Genomic DNA, 20,182 nt, shown 5'->3' on the forward strand with positions numbered 1-20,182 from the left:
ATTACGAGACGAACTCCTCGTCGCCGTACCGGACTTCGGCCGTGTTCCAGTCGACGCCGAGGTCTTTGGTGAACTTCTGGGCCAGCGGCAGGTCGGCGATGGGGGTGACGAGGATGAGCCGCCCGTCGAGGGTGACCGAGCCGCCGCCGAGCTCGTCGCGGGCCTCGGGGTTCGCGACCAGCGCGTCGTGCAGCCTGGTCGCCGAGACGCCGGGCGCCTGGATCTCGACCGCGTCGGCCTGCGGCGAGGTGCGCGGCAGGCAGCGGAAGGTCAGCACCGACTCCTGGTGGTACTGCTTGGCGATGAGGCCCGCGATGTGGTGCAGCCCCTCCCGGCTCACCTTGTTGACGTCGAACTCGCGCGAGCGCTCGTAGGTGGTCTGCTTCAGGTCACCGGACCAGAAGACGCCGTCGAGCAGCTTCGAGGCGCCCGGCCGCGCCCCGTTGGCGTGCAGGAGCGCCCGTACCTCGTGGTCGAAGCGGGTGAGGCGGGTCCTCAGCCGGGGGTCGGCCGGATCGGTGATGATCGCGGTGTTGGTCGTGGCGAAGATCTCCGCCGTGGGGCAGCCGTGACCCGCCACCGCGGCCCGCGCGGTCCCGGCTCCCGCCGCCCCCAGCGTCAGGGCGCCCACCGCCACCAGGACGCTCAACCTCTGCTTCATGCCTCAACTCCCTGCCCATGGCCTCACGTTGTCGCGCCGACGGCGCGTCCGGATCACCGTAGGGGGCGCGGCTCGGGGTTAACCGCGGTAACGCCACGGATGGCCGATAACGACGGGTGGGCGGCCGCGCCGCGCGCCGCCGAACGCGCCCGCCCGCCTCCCCGGGGTCCGGCGGGCCCGCCCGTGCGGGTCGCGGGGCACGCGTGCGAGGGGCGGTCGCCGCCGGCCCGGCCGTGGTCTCACTGGCCGCGCCACACGTTGTCGAAGGCCGCGTCCTCGATCCTGCGCCGCTGCCGCACGGCCGCCAGCTCCGTCACCGCGTCGTCGACGGCGGACAGGACGCTCAGGACGGCGTCGCCGGTGCGGTCCGCGAGATCCTCGGGCGGCTCGTCGTACAGCCGCGCCGCGGCCGCGAGCCCCGCCAGGACCGGCTCGCCCGAGGCCCAGCGCTCCATCGCCCGGCGCCGGTCCGGTGAATCGGCCACCCTCGTGCGCCCGGTGCGCCCGGGAATCCAGCGGTGGTGCTCCCGGATGACGCTCCCCTCGGCCTCCAGGGTGGCGAGGTAGGCCGCGTACAGGCCGCGGCCCCTGCGCCACAGCCAGTCCTCCACCGACTCGTACGGTGCCTGCCGGAGCAGGGCCGAGGCGGCTTCGGTCAGCCGCGGCTCGCCCAGGTCGCGGGGCGGGCCGGGGACGATGCCGCCGCCGTCCAGGTCGACGACCGCGGCCTCGGCGAGGTCGAGCAGTTCGGCGCCGGCCAGCGCCAGCGAGAGATCGCCCTGCTCGACGGGGCGATCGGCGGGGCCGTCCATGCTGACGAGCAGCAGGTCGCGGGCTGTGGTCACGTCGGATTCCCTTGCGGTGGCGGTGGCGGCGGCGGTCACCGTCCAGGACGCGGTCCGGCGCGGCGATCGGTCGTACCGGAGGCCCCGGCACACCACCACCATGCGACCCGGGCGGCCGCCACGCGGGCAGGCGGGGCCCTTGTGATCAGATGGGGGCATGTCCCGTCGCACCAAGCGCCCCACCCGTCCCGCCGCCCCGAAGTCCTGCCCCTGCGGGCTGCCCGCCGCCTACACCGAGTGCTGCGGCCGCTACCACTCGGGCGCGGCCGCCGCCCCCACCGCCGAGGCGCTGATGCGCTCGCGGTTCAGCGCCTTCGCCGTCCAGGACGGGCCCTACCTGCTGCGCACCTGGCACCCGGAGACCCGGCCCGCCGGGATCGACTTCGACCCCGGCATGCGCTGGACCCGCCTGGAGATCCTGGACACCGCCGACGGCAGCGCCTTCCACTCCACCGGCACCGTCACCTTCCGCGCGCACTACACCCATGGCGGCGAGGCGGGCTCGCTACACGAGCAGAGCCGGTTCTCGCGCGTCGAGGGGGCCTGGGTCTACCTCGACGCGGTTTTCACCGACTGACGGGCGGGCCGAAGAGGAACCCGAACTCGGCCTGCCCCGCGTGGAGTTGATACCGGGGCAGCACGCCGGGCCCGCACGAGGCCGAGCCGATGCCGTGCATCGCGTGGTCCAGGTTGAGCCAGATCCGGTCTCCGGGGACCAGGTCGGGCAGATGCCGGGCCGCGGTCAGCTCCTCGCTCGTCCACCGCCGGGCCGTGAACCAGAACTCGGGATCGCCTTCGATCCTCAACCCCCCTTCACCATCGCCGAGTTGAGCCCACCGCACACCGGCGCGCGCACCGTTCTCCTGCGGTCGCACATACGGCGTCCGCATCGCGTCGACCGGCATGCTCCAACGGCCGAGGCGGGCGGCCCGCCGGGAGTCCGGGTACGCCTCGCCGGGCCCGGCGCCGAACCACTCGGCGCGGCCGTACGCGCCCGGCAGCCCCATCCGCACGCCGAGCCGCGGCAGCGGCAGCGTCCACGCGCCCTCGGCCGCGACCGAGACGGCGAGCCGCACCCGCTCCCCGTCACCGCTCCAGGCGTACGTCACACGCAGCCCCAGATCCGACGCGGCGGGCGCCACCCGCGAGCGCACCACGAACCGGTCACCCTCCAACTCCGCCTGGTCCACGCGGTGTCGCATGCGATCGAGGCCGAGCTCGTGCCACCGCAGGGCGTACTGCTCCCGCGGCACCCAGGCCGCCCCCGCGTCGTTGTCGGTCGGCGCCCGCCACACGTCGAGCCGGGGCCCCTCCACCGCGATGCCGCCGATCCCGGTGAGCAGACCCGTCCGCGCGTCGAACACGGCGGGGCCGAGCGAGACTTGGCTGCCCGTCCGGACCGGCGCGCTCCCCGAGGCGGCCGCGGGCGCCGGGCGCGCCACCACCGGCAGCTGGCCCCAGGCGACCTCGTGCCCGCGCGGCGCCCACGGCGTGTCGTGCGCGAGCACCGCCCGCACCGTCCAGCACGCCTCGCGCGGGGTGGCGGCGAGCGGCGGGGGGCCGAGCTCCAGCTCGACGCTCGCGCCCGGCGCGAGGTCGGGGACGTCGAGCGGCCCCGAGGCGACCGGCTCGCCCTCGACCTCGTAGGACCAGCCGAAGCGGAGATGCGAAAGCCCGCTGAAATCATGGCGATTGGTGACGGTGACCGTGCCCGCACGGCCGTCCCCGGCGATCTTGACCGGCTCGATCACCTTCTTGTACTCGGCGAGCCCGGGGGAGGGGGTGCGGTCGGGAAGGAGCAGCCCGTCGCAGACGAAGTTGCCGTCGTGGACCTCCTCGCCGAAGTCCCGCCGTAGGCGTACCCGAGTGCGGGATGGGCGAGACCGTGGTCGATCCACTCCCAGATGAACCCGCCCTGACAGCGCTCGTACGTCTCGAAGAGCTCCTGGTACTCGGTGAGGCCGCCCGGACCGTTGCCCATGGCGTGCCCGTACTCGCAGAGCAGGAACGGGAGCCGGGCCCGCGCGTCGGGACCGTCGGTGTCCTCGCGGCGGCCGATCCGACCGGTCTCCTCGTGCGAGGCGTACATGCGGGAGTACACGTCGGTGTCCCGGCAGGAGCGGTCGCCCTCGTAGTGGAGGGGGCGCCCGGGGTCGCGGCCGCGTATCCAGTCGGCCATGGCGCTCAGGCCGCGCCCGGTGCCGCACTCGTTGCCGAGCGACCAGAGCACCACCGAGGGGTGGTTCTTGTCGCGCTCGACCATCCGGGCCGCGCGGTCCAGGAGGGCGGGCGTCCAGCGCGGGTCGTCGACCGGATTGCCGCGCCAGCCCACCTCCTCGAACCCGTGCGTCTCCAGGTCGCACTCGTCGATCACCCACAGACCCAGCTCGTCGCACAGGTCGAGGAAGGCGGGGTGCGGGGGATAGTGGCTGGTCCGCACGGCGTTGATGTTGTGCCGTTTCATGAGGACCAGGTCCTCGCGCATGGTGGCCCGGTCGAGCGTGCGGCCGGTCTCGGGGTGGAACTCGTGCCGGTTGACCCCGCGGAACAGGATCCGCCGCCCGTTGACCTTCAGGAGGCCGTCCTCGACCGCCACCGTGCGGAATCCGATGCGCAGCTGAACGCGCTCTCCGGGCGTGACCAGCTCGGCCGCGTACAACCGGGGCGTTTCGGCCGTCCACGGCTCGACGGCGATGAGAGCGCTCTCACCCGTCGCGAGGTCCAGCCCCAGCTCCGGGACGAGGACCCGCCCCGGGACCGCGCTGTCGACGCTCAGCGTGCCCCGGCCCGTGCGGTGGTCGTACGAGGAGTGCACGAAGAAGTCACCGGCCGCGCCCGCGGGCCGGTGCAGCAGGGTCACCTCGCGGAAGATGCCGGGCAGCCACCACTGGTCCTGGTCCTCCAGATAGCTCCCGGCCGACCACTGGTGGACCCGCACGGCGAGCACGTTCCCCCGCGGCCGCAGCAGGGCCGCGACCGCGAACTCGTGCGGCAGCCGGCTGCCCATGAAGGTGCCGAGCTCGGTGCCGTTCAGCCAGACCCGGGCGCAGGACTCGACCCCGTCGAAGCGCAGCAGCACCTCGCCGTCGGCCGTCAGGGCATCGGGCAGGTCGAAGACGCGCAGGTGGTCGCCGGTCGGATTCTCGGTGGGCACGCGCGGAGGATCCACGGGGAACGGATAGCGGACGTTCGTGTAGGCCGGGCGGCCGTGCCCCTGGAGCACCCAGTGCCCCGGCACGGCGAGCCCGGCCCAGCCGGACGCGTCGTATCCGGGCACGGCGAACGAGGCGTCCTCGCTGTCGGCCGCGGGCGACAGGCGAAATCGCCAACTCCCGTCGAGTGAGAGGCGTTTCGCGTCGGACTCTGCGAACCAGGCACGCGGCCCGAGCGGTCCGGTGCCGGGCGACGGCTCCTCGTGCCAGGGCGTGTTGTTCATGCATCTCCTCCAGGGACGTGAGGAAGATCCTCGGCCGTACCGGCCGGTCGAGGAAGACCCCGGGGCGTCGCGGCTCCCCAGGGGCCGGGCGCTCCTGCCCGCCTGTAAACCGACCGGTCAGAAGTCTGACCGATCGGTTAGAGTCGGTCCTGCTCGTATCGCGGAGGGACCGAGGGGTGATGAACGTGGGAGCTGTGGAGCCTGTGCGGCGTACGACCTGCTGCATCGTGGGCGGGGGACCGGCGGGGATGATGCTGGGACTGCTGCTGGCCAGAGCCGGGGTCGAGGTGACGGTCCTGGAGAAGCACGGGGACTTCCTGCGGGACTTCAGGGGCGACACCGTCCACCCCTCCACCCTGCGTCTTCTGGACGAACTGGGCCTCGAAGAGCGCTTCGCGGCGCTCCCGGCCCGCAGGCTGGAGGAGATGCGCATGCGGATCGGTGACGCGACCGTCGTCATGGCCGACTTCCGCCGCATCCCCGGCCCGCACAAGTACATCGCCATGGTTCCGCAGTGGGACTTCCTCGGCCTGCTCGCCGAAGCGGCGGGAAAGGAGCCGTCGTTCACGCTGCGCATGCGCGCCGCCGTCACCGGCCTGCGGACCGAGGGCGGCCGGGTCACGGGTGTGCGGTACGTCGATGAACACGGCGCGGCCCGGGAGCTGGCGGCCGACCTGACCGTGGCCTGTGACGGCCGGGACTCGGTGGTGGCCTGTGCGGCCGGGCTGCGCCAGGAGCGGTTCGAGGTGCCCATCGACGTCTGGCAGGCGAGGGTGTCCGCGCCCCGGGGAGACGTGAAGGAGGGCCGCGTCTTCGCCCGCTTCGGCGGCGGCCAGGCGGCCGTCACCATGGACCGGGGCGACTACTACCAGACCGCCTATCTGATCCCCAAGGGCCAGGACGCGGCCCTGCGCGCGCACGACGTCCAGTGGCTGCGCGACCGACTCGGCGAACTCTTCGGCTGGGACGCGGAGGTGACGGCCGAGATCCGCTCCTGGGACGACGTCAAACTGCTCGACGTGACCATGGGTCGGCTGTCCCGCTGGTACCGGGACGGGCTGCTGTGCATCGGCGACGCCGCGCACACCATGTCGCCGGTGGGCGGCGTCGGCGTCAATCTGGCCGTCCAGGACGCGGTCGCCGCCGCGCGCATCCTCGCCGAACCCTTGCGCCAACACGCTCTGACGGCGCGGCATTTGGAGCGCGTCCAGCGCCGCCGCGGCCTGCCCGTGCGGGTCGTGCAGCGGCAGCAGCGCGGCGAGCACGACATGCTGCTAAAGCCCGCGCTCGACGGGACCCTGAGCGGCGACCGGCTCCCGCTGCCCTTGCGCCTGGTCCGCCGCTTCCCGGCCCTGCGCGGCCTCACCGCGTACCTGGGCGGTGTCGGCATCCGGCCTGAGCACGCGCCGCTATTCGCGCGCAGGTAAGGGTGGTTGGGGGTGAGTGACCTCGTGTGGGGCTCAGCGCTCCACGGCGAGCAAGGTGAAGGTCACCAGCTCGTCCGCGGCGGCCTCCAGGTCGAGCTCGGGGTGGACCAGCCAGTGCGCGATGACCCCGTCGATCGCCCCGCCGATGGCCAGCGACACCGTACGCGGATCGAACGCGCGGAAGGAGCCAGCTTCCTGACCTTTCGTCAGCAGTGCTGCCAGTCCCTGCCAGCGGCCACCGGTGTCGTGTGAGCCGGGCGTCTTCAGCCGGGTGCCGCCCTGGTCGTCCAGGAGCATTTCGACGATCACCCGCACATGGCGCCGGTTGGCCCGCTGGTAGCCGATCATCGCCCGCACATAGGCGACGACGGCGCCCCGCGGGTCGTCCTCCCGCTCAACGCGTTCGGTGACGTACGCCATGAACTGGTCGAGGACATGGGCCAGGGTCGCCTCGGTCAGCTTGTCCTTGGAGGCGTAGTGGTAGAGGACGGCCGCCTTGGAGACACCGGCCTGCTCGGCGATCGCGGCCAGCGAGGTGGCCGGGTAGCCGCGGGTGGCGATGGAGTCGATGGTGGCCTCGATGAGCTGGCGGCGGCGGGCCTGCTCGGTGAAGGTGGGCCGGTCCGCACCGGTGCTCCGACGAGCGGACATCGCGCCTCCACTCCCTGCTCTGAAGTCCCTGACCTGGCGGTTCCCGACCGTATCAGGCGCCGAGGAAGCGTCGGCCGGGAGCTCACACCCGGCTGGTCGCGCTCTCCTTCTGAGGGTCCCGCTGGTTCTGCTGGGTCTGCCGGATCGACGGCAGGCCGTTGGCCAGGTCCTCCGCCATCAGGCGTTTGGCGATCGCGTCCGCCGCGGCCCGCAGCTCCGCGCTGCGGGGCCGCCCGCGGTCCTTCTCCAGCTGCTCGTTCAGCCACGTCGACCAGGCAAGGGAGATGGCGTCCACCTCGCGCTCCCCGGCCGGGGTGTGCGAGAAGTAGCTGCCCTCGCGGCTGAGGAACCCCTCCTCGACCATCCGCTGGAAGACCGGCACCAGGACCTCGGGCGGCACATGGCGGCGGGACGCGATCAGGCCGAGGCTCGCGTGCCCCACCATGCGGGTGTACTGCTCGACCTGCATGACCGCCCAGGCGCCCGCCACGTCGAGCCGGGTGTCGGAGGCGGCGACGATCCGCCGCGCGGTGTTCATGTCCGTACCGCGCACGATCTTGCCGACGGCGAGTTCGAGCACCTTCGCGGAGTCGCCCGTCGTCGGCTGCGCGAAGCCCTCGCCCATGTCGGTGGAGGCGGACCGCGCGGTGTCGCGCAGCTCGACCTGCTTGAGGAAGAGCGCGACCAAAAAGCCCACCGCGGCGACCGGAACCGTCCACAGGAACACGGTGTGGAGGCTGTCGGAGTACGCCTGCACGATGGGGGCGGCCGTCGCCGGGGGCAGCCGGTGCAGCCCGGCCGGGGACTGCGCGGCCTGCGCGAGCTGGGCCGGGTTCGCGCCGCCGGCTCTGGCGGCCGCGGCCACGCCGTCCTGAAGGTTCGGTTTGAGGGTGTTGGCGTAGATGGTGCCGAACACGGCGGTGCCGAACGAGCTGCCGAGCGTACGGAAGAAGGTGACACCGGAGGTCGCCGTGCCCAGGTCCGCGTAGTCGACGGTGTTCTGCACGGCGATGGTGAGGACCTGCATGCACAGGCCGATGCCGAGCCCCAGCACGAACATGTAGAGCGATTCCAGCCAGGCACCGACGCCCGGCCCCATCAGCGACAGGAGATAGAGGCCCACCCCCATGACGAGGGCGCCGACGATGGGGAAGATCCGGTACTGGCCGGTCTTGCTCACCACGTTGCCGCTGAAGATCGACGCGATGAGCAGTCCGATGACCATGGGCAGGGTGCGCACACCCGAGACCGTCGCCGAGTCGCCGTCGACGTACTGGAGATAGGTCGGCAGGAAGGTCATCGCGCCGAGCATGGCGAAGCCCACGATGAAGCTGAGGACCGAGCACACCGTGAAGACGGGATTGCGGAACAGCCGCATCGGCAGCATCGGTTCGACGGCGCGGGTCTCCGCCCAGCAGAACAGGGAGAGCGCGATCAGGCCGCCCGCGAACAGGGCGATGATCGTCGGTGAGCCCCAGGCGAACTCGTTGCCGCCCCAACTGGTCGCGAGGATCAGGGCGCTGGACCCGGCCGCGACCAGACCGATGCCGAGGTAGTCGATGACGGGCTTGGCCGAGGAGCGCACCGAGGGGATGTTCCGGGCCGCGGCGATCACCACCAGGATCGCGATGGGCACGTTCACGTAGAAGGCCCAGCGCCAGCTCAGATGGTCGGTGAAGAGACCGCCGAGCAGCGGCCCGATGACCGTCGAGACGCCGAACACGGCTCCGATCGCGCCCTGGTACTTGCCGCGTTCGCGCAGCGGGATCACATCGGCGATCAACGCCATCGCGGTCACCATCAGACCGCCGGCGCCGATGCCCTGGAGCGCTCGCCAGGCGATGAGCAGCGACATGTTCGTCGCCAGGCCGCACAGGAACGAGCCGGTGATGAAGGTGACCGCGGAGACCTGGAAGACGACCTTGCGGCCGAACAGGTCGCCGAACTTTCCGACCAGCGCGGTCGCGACGGTCTCCGCCAGGAGGTAGGAGGTGACCACCCACGACATGTGGGCGGCGCCGCCGAGGTCCGAGACGATGGTGGGGAGAGCGGTGCCGACGATGGTCTGGTCGAGCGCGGCCAGCAGCATGCCGAGCATGATCGTCCCGAAGACGATGTTCCGCTGCCGGACGTCGAGCACGGGCGGCGCGGACACGGGTGCTGTATCGCTGGCGGTGGTCACACTGGCACCCTCACACCGCCGCAGGTCGCCCGCATGCCCTCTAGGCCGTGCGGGTGAGGCGGCGGGGCCCGGTGGGTGCCCCGGAGCTCAGGCGCCCAGCACGACCTCGGAACCGACCTCCGGGAGGGCCCGCGCCGCCGGTGACCCGGCGCGGTGGAGTCTTGGCAGCGCGGGCACGGACGCGACGAACACCAGGGTGGTCAGCACGAAGGGCCAGGTGAAGGCGTGCCCGCCGGCCGGTGCGAAGAGCGCGTTCAGGGCGGGCCCGAGCACCGTGGCCGCCGCCGCGCCGGCCACCGCGAAGCCGAGGCTCCAGCGGTCGGCCGCGAGCAGCACCCCGCACAGCGCCATCGCGACGAGCACGGCGTTGTAGCCCATGCTGCCGTCCACGATCCGGGCGGTGGGGGCGCCGAGCGCCCAGGCGGTCACCAGTCCCACCGCGCTGCCGACGCAGGCCATCGCGCCCGCTGTCCGGCTGGCCGCGAAGATGCCGACGAGCAGGATCAGGCCGACGTACCACTGCGGCATGAGGAAGATCTGCGCGATGTTCGCGAAGAACGCGCGCCCCACGTCGTCGACGGCGAGCGCGACCGAGCCCTCGGCCGCGCGGCTCAGCTCGGCCGAGTGCGGGCCGCCGTGCCACACCCGCTCGAAGCCGGGGGCCGCGATCGTCATCGCCGTCGCCATGAGGCAGAAGGGCAGTGTCAGGGTGGGCAGGCCGCAGCCGCGCAGCAGGGTCGTGGCGGCCGCCGTGACGACGGTGACGACCGCGCAGCCGCCCGCCGCGAGCACCATCGTGGACGGGTATCCGGGGCCGAGGAACACGGCGAAGCCGACCGCGACGAGACAGGCGTTGAACCCTTCGAGCCCGGCGGACACCCTGCTCCGGTCGACCCCGAGCACCTGCGCGGTGCCGGTGCCGAGCGCCGTGCCGACCAGCCCGTAGAGGCCGTACCGCCAACCAGCGGCGAACAGCGCGACCGTGAAGATCACCCCCGTCACCGCGCTCGGCATGAGGTGCACCTGGGCCTGGCCGCGCAGCACGTGCAGCGCGAACAGTTCTCCCCGTCGTGTACGCGGCAGTCGCACGAGCCCTCCTCCTGTCAACCAAGAAACCGGCCCGGAACAGCCAAGCGCACTGTAAGGGGCGACATGGGCGACTCGGCAAGGGGCATACATCGGCAGAAGACGGCATAAAAGTGCCCGGAACCCTTACGGCCGGAAAGGTTTGTAGACGAGGACAGCGCCGGACCAGTGCGTACGGACGATGGAACGAAGGTCGGCGACGAAGAGCCCCGGGAGGCCTGTCCGGAGTCAGGGGCCGGTGGAGCCGGGACGCGCTGGCCTGTCCGGCCAGGACAGCGGCTTCCTCGCTCCCTCGCCAAGATCCGGCGGTACGCGGTGGCGGCCGCGTACGCGCCGGAAATCGAGGAGTTCCACCGGAAGGAGGTCCCGCCCCCTATGACGGTCCGTCAACTCGGTGCGCCGAGCGGCAGTTCCGGGAGCTTCTTGTCGTAGAGCCAGGCCTGGAGCAGCGGGCGGACCGCTGCTCCGGCCGTGGCCTCGGCGTGGGCGAGGAAGAGGGCGGTGTCGCCGATCCGGCCGCGCCGCGCGGCGTGCCAGCCGCGCAGCACGCCGAAGAACCGTTCGTCGCCGACCGTCAGCCGCAGTGCGTGCAGGGTGCAGGCGCCCCGGGTGTAGAGCCGGTCGTCGAAGATGCGGCGCGGGCCCGGCTCGGCGAGCCGCAGGTTCTGGCCGCGCCGCGCGAGGCCCAGCCACTCGCGGCGCGCGATCTCGTCGGCGCTGTCCTCGCCGATGTGCTCCGACCACAGCCACTCGGCGTACGTCGCGAAGCCCTCGTTGAGCCAGATGTGCCGCCACTCGCGGATGCCCACGCTGTTGCCGAACCACTGGTGCGCCAACTCGTGGGCCACCAGCGTCTCCCAGCCGCGCCGACCGTCGATGTGGTTGCGGCCGAACACGGAGCGGGTCTGGTTCTCGACGGGTGCGCCGAGCTCCGCGTCGACCACCACCGCCCCGTACGCCTCGAACGGGTACGGCCCGAACAGGTCCGAGAAGTGCCGCAGCATGTCGGGCTGGCGGCCCAGATCGTGCCGGGCCGCCTCGGCGATACGGGACGGGTAGGCGTTGTGCACCGGGATCGGCTTGCCGCCGGGCGGTCCCGGCGCGAGCACGCTGTCGTGCTGGAAGCGGCCGGTGTAGAGCGCGGCCAGATAGGTGGCCATGGGGCCGGGGTGGTGGTAGGTCCACACATCGGTGGCGCCCTCGTTGCGGCACTCGGTGAGCGTGCCGTTCGCGAGCGCCTGCCGGTCGCGCGGCACCGTGACGCGGAAGGTGTACGCGGCCTTGTCGTCGGGCCGGTCGTTGCACGGGAACCAGGAGGGCGCCCCCAGTGGCTGGGAGGCCACCAGGGTGCCGTCGTGGCTGTCGCCGGTACGGTCCCAGCCGATGCTCCCGAACGGCGACCGGATCGGGCCCGGCCGCCCGCCGTACCGCACCTTGGTGGTGAACAGCTCGCCCGCCAGCACGGGTTGACCGGGCGTCACATACAGCTTGCCCTGCCGCTGGCGGACGCGGGCCGCCCGGCCGTCGACGTGCGCCGCGTGGGCGGTCAGCCGGGACAGGTCGAGCTCGATCCGCTCAAGGGGCCGCAGGGCGACGGCCTGGATGAGCGCCGTGCCCGCGAGCTGACCGCTGGCCGAGTCGTACGCGATCCGCAGGTCGTAGGCGAGCGTGTCGTGCCCGTACGAGCCGTGCTGGGGGAAGTAGCGGTCCCGGAGGCCGGTCGCCCCCTCGTCCGCCACCGTGAGGGTGCCCAGCGCGGACAGGGCGGCGACCCGGACCAGCGACCGCCGGGAGCACCGGGTCATGCCGCGCTCCCTTCCCGCGAAGAGCCCTGACGGATCGTCACCACCGCTGGGGTGGCCGCGGGTTGGGCCTCGGTGACGGCCGGACGCTCGCCCGCGATGGGGTTGCCCGCCCAGCGGGTGTCCGGCGGCACGCTCTCGCCGCGCATCACCAGCGAGGCCGCGCCCACCGAGGCGCGGGCGCCGACGTCGGTGCCCGGCAGCGCGATGCTGTGCGGGCCGAGGGAGGCACCCTCGGCCAGCCGCACGGTGTCCAGGCGCATGATCCGGTCGTGGAAGAGATGGGTCTGCAGCACACACCCGCGGTTCACGCTCGCCCCGTCCCCCAGCGTGATCAGGTCGGTCTCCGGCAGCCAGTACGTCTCCAGCCACACCCCGCGCCCGATCCGGGCACCCAGGCTGCGCAGCCACCAGTTGAGGACGGGCGTGCCGGTGAAGGAGCCCGCCATCCACGGCACCGCGAGGGACTCCACGAACGTGTCGTACAGCTCGTTGCGCCACACGAAGGACGACCACAAAGGATGCTCGCCCGCCTCGAACCGGCCGACCAGGATCCACTTGGCGGCGGTCGCCGTGAGCCCCGCCACCGCGGCCGCGGCCACCAGGAGCACCGTCCCGGCCAGGGCGGCGAGCGGCAGCCCGCCCGTGCTGAGAGCGCTCTGTTCGCCGATCAGCACGGCCTCCGCGAGCAGCACCGAGCACATCAGCGGCAGCACCCGGCACACCTCGACCGCGCCCCGGGCCAGGACGAGCCGGCGCGGCGGTTCGAAGGTGCGGCCCGGGTCGGCCGCGGTGGGCACCCGGGGCAGCGGAAGCGCGGGCCGGCCGAGCCACGAACTGCCCGGCTCGCTGTGCGTGGGAGCGTCGCAGAGGACGCCGATCAGGGCCCCGTCGGGCACCCGGCGATCCGGGCCGACGATGCCCGAGTTGCCGACGAAGGCCCTGCGCCCGATGGTCGCCGTCCCCAACCGCAGCCAGCCGCCGCGGATTTCGAACGGTGCGACCAGGGTGTCGTCCGCGAGGAACGCCCCGTCCTCGACGGTGAGGAGCGAGGGCAGCGGCAGCACCGTGGAGATCTCGGCGCGCCGTCCCACCCTCGCGCCGAGCAGCCGCAGCCACACCGGGGTCGCGAGGCTCGCGTACAGCGGGAAGAAGCTGCCGCGGGCACCGCTCAGGAGCCGGGTCACCAGCCAGGCCCGCCAGGCGACGCCGCCGCACACCGGGTGGAAGCCGGGCTTCAGGCCCCGGCCGAGCATCCGGACCAGGGCGGCGAGGGTCAGCAGCGAGAACAGGGTGGTGACCAGCGTGATGGGCGGTGCGGCCAGGAGCAGGCGCACCGCGACCGCCGAGAGCGTGTCGCAGGACCGCACGAGGTAGTAGACGCCGACCAGCGCGGGCGCGGTGGACAGCAGGGTGAGCAGCGGCAGGCCGAGGAGGGAGAGCGCGTACGCGGCGGCCCAGCGGCGGGAGCGTCCCGGGCGCGGCGCGGGCCAGCCGGTGCCGGCGACGCGCTCGTACGCCTCGGCCTGGCGGGCCGGCGAGCCGTGCCAGCGCCGGCCCGGGGGGATGTGCCCGTCCAGGCAGGCGCCGGGCTCCAGTTCGGCGTCCGCGCCGAGCACCGCGCCCGGCATGAGGGTGCTGCGGTGGCCGACGCGGGCGCCGTCGCCGATGCGGACCTCGCCGATGTGCAGGGTCGCGCCGTCCAGCCACCAGCCGCTGATGTCGGCCTCCGGCTCCACACTCGCGCCCCGGCCGATCGTGGCGAGACCGGTCACGGGCGGCATGGCGTGCAGGACGGTGCCCGGCCCGACCCGGCAGCCCAGGGAGAGCGCGTACAGGCGGGCCCAGGGGGTGCCGAGGAGGGAGGGGACACCGAAGGAGGCGACGACGCGCTCGGCCGTCCACAGCCGCAGATGGACACGGCCGCCGCGCGGATACGCGCCCGGCACCACGCCCCGGGTCAGGAGCCGCGCGGCCCCCGCGCCGATCGCGAAGCGAGCCGGCGCGCTCATCAGGACCACCATGCCGATGAGCACGAACCACCAGGACGTGTGCGGTGCCCAGGCCTGCGGCGCGAGCCGGCCCAGGATGTTGTCGAGCAGGGCCAGGCCGACGAGCCCGCGCAGCCCCGCCACGCCGAACAGGCCTGCCGTCACCAGGAGTTGAACCACTGCGGCGCTGCGCGGCACGGGCTCGATGGGCCGGGCCTCGGCGGCGGGGCCCTTGAGGGATTCGAGGTGCTGGGCCATGTCCCGCAGCACTGGGCGGCGGTAGAGGTCGGCGACGGACACGCCGGGGTAGTGCTCGCGCAGCTCGGAGGCGAGCCGGGCCGCGCTGAGGCTGGACCCGCCGAGCGCGAAGAAGTCGCTGTCCGGCTGGGGGCGTACCCCCAGCATCCGCTCCCACGCCCCGGCGAGGCGGGCCGTGGTGGAGCCGTCCTGTCCGGCGTCGGCCACGGGGCCGCGCTGGGAGGGCAGCGGCCAGGGCAGGGCGTCGCGGTCGACCTTGCCCGAGGTGCGCGTGGGCAGGTCGGTGACCTCGACGAGCAGCGGCACGAGGGCGGCCGGAAGCCGCTGGGCGAGGAAGCCGCGCCCCTGGTCGGAGCGGAAGCCGCTCTGTTCGGGGACGACATAGCCGACCAGGATCTGGCCGCCGGCCGGGGTGCCGCGCACCGCGGCGGCCGCCGCGCGCACGCCTGGGAGCGCTCGCAGCATGGCGTCGATCTCGCCGAGTTCGATGCGCCGGCCGCCCACCTTCACCTGGTCGTCGGCCCGCCCGAGATGGACGAGGCCCGCGGCGTCGGCGCGTACGAGGTCGCCGGTGCGATAGGCGCGGTGCGTGTCGAGGAGGGGGAGCGGGGTGAAGCGCTCGGCGTCCTTGGCGGCGTCGAGATAGCGGGCGGTGCCCGCCCCCGCGATGACCAGCTCGCCCTCGCCGCCATAGGGGACGGGCTGTCCGGCCTGGTCCAGTACCGCCAACTCCCAGCCGGGCAGCGGGAGTCCGATGCGTACCGGCTCGCCGGGCAGTATCCGCGCGGCCGTCGCCACCACCGTGGTCTCGGTGGGGCCGTACGTGTTCCACATCTCGCGGCCCTTGACCGCGAACCGGTCGGCGAGCGCGCCCGGGCAGGCCTCGCCGCCGACGATCAGGAGCCGCACCTCGTCGAGCGCCTCGTCCGGCCACAGGGCGGCGAGGGTGGGCACGGTGGAGACCACCGTGATGCCGCGTTCGACCAGCCAGGGTCCGAGCTCGTGGCCCGCCCGCACCAGCGAGCGGGGCGCGGGCACCAGGCAGCCGCCGTGCCGCCAGGCCAGCCACATCTCCTCGCACGAGGCGTCGAAGGCGACCGACAGCCCGGCGAGGACACGGTCCCCTGGGCCCAACGGCCGTTCCGTGAGGAAGAGTTGGGCCTCGGCGTCCACGAACGCGGCGGCCGAGCGGTGGGTGACCGCCACGCCCTTGGGCAGTCCCGTGGAACCGGACGTGAAGATGATCCAGGCGTCGTCGTCGGGCAACGCGGGGCGCCAGCGTGCGGCCAGCGGCGCCTCGGGCCCCGGCAGTATCCGCTCGTCGGCCTCGATCACGGCGCACACCCGCGCCTCGCGGAAGACGGTGGCCGCGCGCTCCTCGGGGTCGTCCGCGTCGACGGGCACATAGGCCGCGCCGGACAGGAGGACCGCCAGGATGGCGAGGTACAGGTCGCAGGTCCCGGACGGGATCCGGACGCCGACCCGGTCGCCCGGCCCGATGCCGAGGCGGGTGAGCCGCGCGGCGCGTTCGGTGATCCGGTCGCACAGGTCCTGGTAGGTGAGCCGCTCGCCGCCCGCGTCGAGTGCGGGCGCGCCCGGATGGGCGGCCGCTGTCGCGTCCAGTACGTCGAGCAGGGTGCGGGGAAGCGGGGCGGCGGCGCCGCGGAAGACAGCCGGCAGATGCGAAGACATACGGTATGCCTCTGGCGTAGTGCGGGTGGTACGGACATCCTTCGGACATCCGCCCACTACGACGGGCATATCCAGCGGCGGGTTCGCCCCGGCGTCAGGACTTGACGATATTTATCCGTTGTTTTCGAAGTGATTCGGATGATTATGGCGCCGAACGGGGCAAGTTCAGGGTCGATCCCGGTGGCCCAGATCCCTTGCGCGTAGCACTAGTTCGGTGGCGAACCGGTGTTCGGGCTCGGTGAGCCGGTCGCCGAAGATGGACTCCAGGGTGCGCATCCGGTAGCGCACGGTCTGCGGGTGCACAGCGAGGAGTTGACCCATCTGGGCAGCCGTTCCCCGGGTCGCGAGCCAGGTCCGCAGGGTTTCGATGAGCCGGTCGCGCCGGCCGGGCGTCAATGCGTCGAGCGGCGCGAGCTCACGCCGGGCGAGGTGTTCGAGGAGCGCCGGATCGGAGCGCAGCCAGAGCGTGACGAGGTGGTCCTCGCAATACAGCGTGCCGGAGTCGTTGTCGATGACCCCCGACGCGGCGAGTTCGAGGACCTGGCGCGCCCACCGCAGGGAATCGGACGCATCGCCGATGGGCACCTCCAGGCCGACCGCCGACCAGGAGCCGTGCAGGGCCGCGTCCAGCATCCGTCTTCGTACTTCGTCGACCGGGCCCGGCACCAGCAGGTGCGGAAGCGGCTCGCCCGGATCGATCAGGACATCGTTGTCCAACGCCGCACGCGTCACGTCCGTCCCCGACCGCAGCGCGATCAGTGTGACCCGCTCCGGGAGGGGCCAGTGGGCCCGCTCGGCGAGTTCGGCGATGGCCGCGCGCGGTACCGGCGATCCGGCCAGGACCAGATGCAGCAGCCGTCTTCGCAGGGCGTCCGAGCGCTCCCCGGAGAAGGAGGTGACCTCCAGATAGCCCTCTCGTGAGAGCGCTTCCAGCTGCTCGACGTAGGTGAAGAGCGCGTCGGCGAAGCTGAGCATGAGAGCGGGGGAGAGGTTGTAGCGCCGGCCGATCTTCTTGGCCCGGCGCAGCGCCACGCGGGCGCCCAGTCGGTAGGCCCCCTGGAGGGTGTCCAGGCTGCGGCCCTCGTACGCCTCGAACCGGCCGAAGCGGCGGCACATCTCGTCGCGCAGCGTGGACGGGGCGCTCGGGGAGGCCACCTGGTCGACGAAGACGGTGAGGTTCTGCTCCACGCCGACCCGGATCGCCTCGCCGTAGGGGCCCTCCAGTAATCGGGCGTACTCGGGGTAGGCGCGGGTGACCTCCGCGCCGATCTCCTTGAGCAGGCCCGGCAGTTCGGGGCGCATGATCGCGGCGAACTCCTGGGGGAGCGGCCCCAACGGCTCCTGGATGTCCGGTGATTGCGCGGCTGTGGGCATCTCACTCCCCTTGCACTACGGCGCCCGGCGGGGGGAGGGCCGATGGAGAAAGCGCTCCCACCGACCGACAGGTGCGTACCTTTCGCGGACTGCTGAACCTAGAACAACTTCCGTGTGAGGGACAACACTTGAGGCCGGGTCCGGCTCATGGTGCATCGGTTGTCGGCCGATTCCGGAGGGCGCCCCGACGGCGGAGTGGGGCCGCCCTCCGGAGGGCGCGGGACGGCTACTGAACCGCCGAATGCCAGTACTGGGAGAGGAGTTTGCCGTTGTTCGGCACGACCGTGCCCGGTGCGTGCAGGCCGGCCAGATAGGTCGACGCGTCGTTCAGTACGACGGTGTTGCGGCCCGCCGCCGAGGGCAGCCCGGTCTTGAGGTTCACCGCCCAGTCGAGCATCCCCGCGAGCCCGCAACCGCTTGCTCCGGGCACCGCGAAGGTGGTGTCCGTCTGGCTCGCTCCGGTGAGGCTGAGCCGGTTCATGACGCCCGCGGTGTTGGGCGTGCCGTTGCCGTCGAAGCGCTGGATGCCGAGCGCGGGACGGGTGAGGTTCTGGGGGTGCAGCACGATCGGGTGGGCGGAGGAGCCGATGTAGCAGGAGCCTGTGAGGAACGGGTTCTGGAGGTGGATGCGGACCGGGATCGCGATGATCGGCTGTCCCGAGGTGGCGCCCGCGGTGAGGTTGAAGTCGGTGGGCGCGCCGGCCGATTCGACGGTGGCGGTCACACGGTTGAGGGTGCTGTTGGTGATCTGGCGGCAGATGTCGCCGATGACTGGCAGGTCGTTCGGGCACATCAGGCCGAGCAGCCCGCCCGGGATGTCGGCGGAGTCGGCGACCAGCGCGCCGCCCGGCGGCGCGATCAGGGTGGGCGCGCCCGAGGCGTGCTGCACCACGCCGAGTTGCAGATCACTGGCGCCGGTGACGACTTCGGTGCTGCCGAGCTTGATGGAGCCGCTCGCCGCGTGGGAGACGACGCACTGCACGATGTCGGCGCGCCCGTCGGCGGCCAGCATCGCGGGGTCGTCCACCGGGCAGCGGGTGAACGGGGCCCAGTCGCCGCCGAGTTGAGTGGCCGGGGCGGCGTCGGCGGCGGCCGGGCCGACGGTCCCGAGCAGGGTCAGGGCCGTGCCGGCGGCCAGCAGCCCCGCGCGCAGACGGGTGGATACGGGTCTCATGAGGTCGTCCCCTCTTGACGTCTCGACTCGCGACGTCCGGTGCGTATGTGGGAGGTGTCCGCAACCGGCCCTATGGACAAGGGAGTTGGCCGGATCGTGACACGATGGGTTGTCGAGCGGGTGGATCTCACCGCAGCGGCACCGGCACGGTCGTCGGCTGCTTGTCGGCGGTGCAGAGCTTCGCGGGATCGTCGGGGATGCCGGACGCGCACGGCGCTCCCTGGTTCTGCTTGACCGTGTTGGCGGGACCGGACACGGACGCGGTGAACAGCGGGCTGAGGTCCTCGCCCACCCCGCAGCCGGTGAACGGCGGAATGGTCACGGAGCCGTCGAGCGGCCCGCCCCGGGAGAGCGAGTAGCCGCGCCAGACCGTGTCCTTGCCCTTGGTGAGCTTTCCGAGCATGACCATGTGGTCCTTGGTGTTCTTCGCCGGGTCCGGGTCGTCGGAGTAAATCGGCTTCTCAGTACGGCAGTTGGGTCCGACGTCGAGCGGGGTTCCGTTGACCCTGACGTCGCTCAGGCGCAGTACCACCGGAATCCTGATGTACGTCTCGCCGTGCCCCGCGGTGTTGTTGAGGTCCGAGTCGATGTCCATGGGCCCGGTCTGTTCCAGCGTCATCGTGGCCGTGGTCGGCATGAACCCGAAGGTCAGGAACGTAGCCGGGGCGGGCGGTGTCTCGGCGCGGCCCTGGTGGTCGAGCCGGCCCACCGAGTTCTGGAACAGATGGAGTTCGAAGACGCCCGGCCTGACCTCGATCCTTTTGAGTCGGCTGGGCCCCTGGACGATCTTGGCGCAGTAGACGGGGATCAGGGAGGCGTTGCCCAGCTTGGTGACGTTCGAGTACCCGGTGACGTACGCGGAGAGCGCGAGCGGCTGGGTGGTGTCGCCGCGGCACTCGGGCGTGCCCGCGGGCCGGGGCCCTTGCGCCGGGGGCGCGGCGACGGCGGGAGGGGCGGCCGAGGGCCGGTCGGGGCCGCCGCTCGCGGGGGTGGTGGCCGAGGCGCCGGGGCTCGGGACGGGCGAGGAGGCGGCCGCGCCGACGGGGACCTTGGCGAGCAGGCCGGAGGCGCCCGGTGCGAGCGTGCAGGTCACCGACAGGGTGGCGGGGTCGGTCGCGGCGCCCTCGGCGGTGACCGGGCTGAAGTCGAGCGTCAGGGCGGCCGCCGTCACGGTGAGGTCGCCCGCGCTGTTCGCGGTGACGGTGGGGACCTCGCCGGTGGCATCGAGCACGGTGGCGCCCGTCGCTGCGAGCGGCACCAAAGGCGCGGCGCCCTGCCAGAGCGCCGGGGCGGTGGCGCCGTTCTGAGCCACCTCGACCGTCAGCCGGGTGGTGGCGCCGGTTCTGGTCGCATGCAGTCGGGTGAGGTCGGCGACCGCGGCGTCGGGCAGGACCACCGAGGTCGTGACGTCGGCGGGGCGGATGGGAAGGCCGGCCTCGGCCCGGTCGGGGAACCGGGCGCCGACCCGTACCGTCACCGGGCGCGCCCCGGCCGGGAAGGCGCAGCTGTAGCCGAGTTCCGTGCTGACCCGCTGGTCGCCGAGGGCCGTGTCCGCGCCGGGCACGACACCGGCGAGCACCACGGTGGCCGCCGCCACCGCACC

At 72.8% G+C, this 20,182-nt stretch carries 12 protein-coding genes and 1 pseudogene; 2 read left to right on the forward strand and 11 right to left on the reverse strand.

From position 1 onward, the window contains the following. Nucleotide 1: 1 nt before the first annotated feature. Together AC07F3_RS02480 and AC07F3_RS02485 are read right to left on the reverse strand one after the other, a co-directional pair. Nucleotides 2-661 (reverse strand): hypothetical protein, encoded by a 660-nt coding sequence (locus AC07F3_RS02480; protein ID WP_479109665.1) that lies wholly within the window; start codon nt 659-661, stop codon nt 2-4. A gap of 239 nt (nt 662-900) precedes the next feature. Continuing rightward, complete coding sequence (locus AC07F3_RS02485; protein WP_479109667.1) at nt 901-1,506, reverse strand: GOLPH3/VPS74 family protein; 606 nt, start codon at nt 1,504-1,506, stop codon at nt 901-903. A 157-nt stretch (nt 1,507-1,663) separates the two neighbouring features. On the opposite strand from AC07F3_RS02485, the gene AC07F3_RS02490 reads away from it, so the two are divergent. After that, entirely contained in the window at nt 1,664-2,083 is a 420-nt protein-coding gene (locus tag AC07F3_RS02490) for a YchJ family protein (protein WP_479109669.1), read from the forward strand. Here the strand turns inward: AC07F3_RS02490 and AC07F3_RS02495 are convergent. Next, nucleotides 2,073-4,942, reverse strand: a pseudogene (locus AC07F3_RS02495) (glycoside hydrolase family 2 TIM barrel-domain containing protein). The gene AC07F3_RS02490 and the pseudogene AC07F3_RS02495 sit on opposite strands and share 11 nt — an antisense overlap. A gap of 203 nt (nt 4,943-5,145) precedes the next feature. Here AC07F3_RS02495 and AC07F3_RS02500 point away from each other — a divergent pair. Then, nucleotides 5,146-6,369, forward strand: a complete 1,224-nt coding sequence (locus tag AC07F3_RS02500) for an FAD-dependent oxidoreductase (RefSeq protein ID WP_479110585.1) — start codon at nt 5,146-5,148, stop codon at nt 6,367-6,369. A gap of 33 nt (nt 6,370-6,402) precedes the next feature. On the opposite strand, the gene AC07F3_RS02505 is transcribed toward AC07F3_RS02500, so the two are convergent. The 8 genes from AC07F3_RS02505 to AC07F3_RS02540 all read right to left on the reverse strand — a co-directional run bounded on the left by AC07F3_RS02505 (nt 6,403) and on the right by AC07F3_RS02540 (nt 20,176). Then, nucleotides 6,403-7,020, reverse strand: a complete 618-nt coding sequence (locus tag AC07F3_RS02505) for a TetR/AcrR family transcriptional regulator (RefSeq protein ID WP_479109671.1) — start codon at nt 7,018-7,020, stop codon at nt 6,403-6,405. An 82-nt stretch (nt 7,021-7,102) separates the two neighbouring features. After that, complete coding sequence (locus AC07F3_RS02510; protein ID WP_479109673.1) at nt 7,103-9,202, reverse strand: MDR family MFS transporter; 2,100 nt, start codon at nt 9,200-9,202, stop codon at nt 7,103-7,105. Nucleotides 9,203-9,289: 87 nt separating this feature from the next. After that, complete coding sequence (locus tag AC07F3_RS02515; RefSeq protein ID WP_479109674.1) at nt 9,290-10,291, reverse strand: urea transporter; 1,002 nt, start codon at nt 10,289-10,291, stop codon at nt 9,290-9,292. Nucleotides 10,292-10,674: 383 nt separating this feature from the next. Next, nucleotides 10,675-12,093 (reverse strand): M1 family metallopeptidase, encoded by a 1,419-nt coding sequence (locus AC07F3_RS02520; protein ID WP_479109676.1) that lies wholly within the window; start codon nt 12,091-12,093, stop codon nt 10,675-10,677. After that, nucleotides 12,090-16,031, reverse strand: coding sequence for a Pls/PosA family non-ribosomal peptide synthetase (locus AC07F3_RS02525; RefSeq protein ID WP_479109677.1), 3,942 nt, complete (start codon nt 16,029-16,031; stop codon nt 12,090-12,092). The genes AC07F3_RS02520 and AC07F3_RS02525 overlap by 4 nt, the downstream gene beginning before the upstream one ends. A 165-nt stretch (nt 16,032-16,196) precedes the next feature. Further along, the gene (locus AC07F3_RS02530; protein ID WP_479109679.1) at nt 16,197-17,405 is read right to left on the reverse strand and encodes a PucR-like N-terminal domain-containing protein; all 1,209 of its coding nucleotides are present in this window, start codon (nt 17,403-17,405) and stop codon (nt 16,197-16,199) included. 226 nt (nt 17,406-17,631) lie between these two features. Beyond that, nucleotides 17,632-18,579, reverse strand: a complete 948-nt coding sequence (locus tag AC07F3_RS02535) for a hypothetical protein (protein WP_479109681.1) — start codon at nt 18,577-18,579, stop codon at nt 17,632-17,634. Nucleotides 18,580-18,706: 127 nt separating this feature from the next. Further along, nucleotides 18,707-20,176, reverse strand: coding sequence for a DUF6801 domain-containing protein (locus AC07F3_RS02540; RefSeq protein WP_479109683.1), 1,470 nt, complete (start codon nt 20,174-20,176; stop codon nt 18,707-18,709). Nucleotides 20,177-20,182 lie beyond the last annotated feature (6 nt).

The organism is Streptomyces sp. NPDC045846 (genome assembly GCF_056431605.1).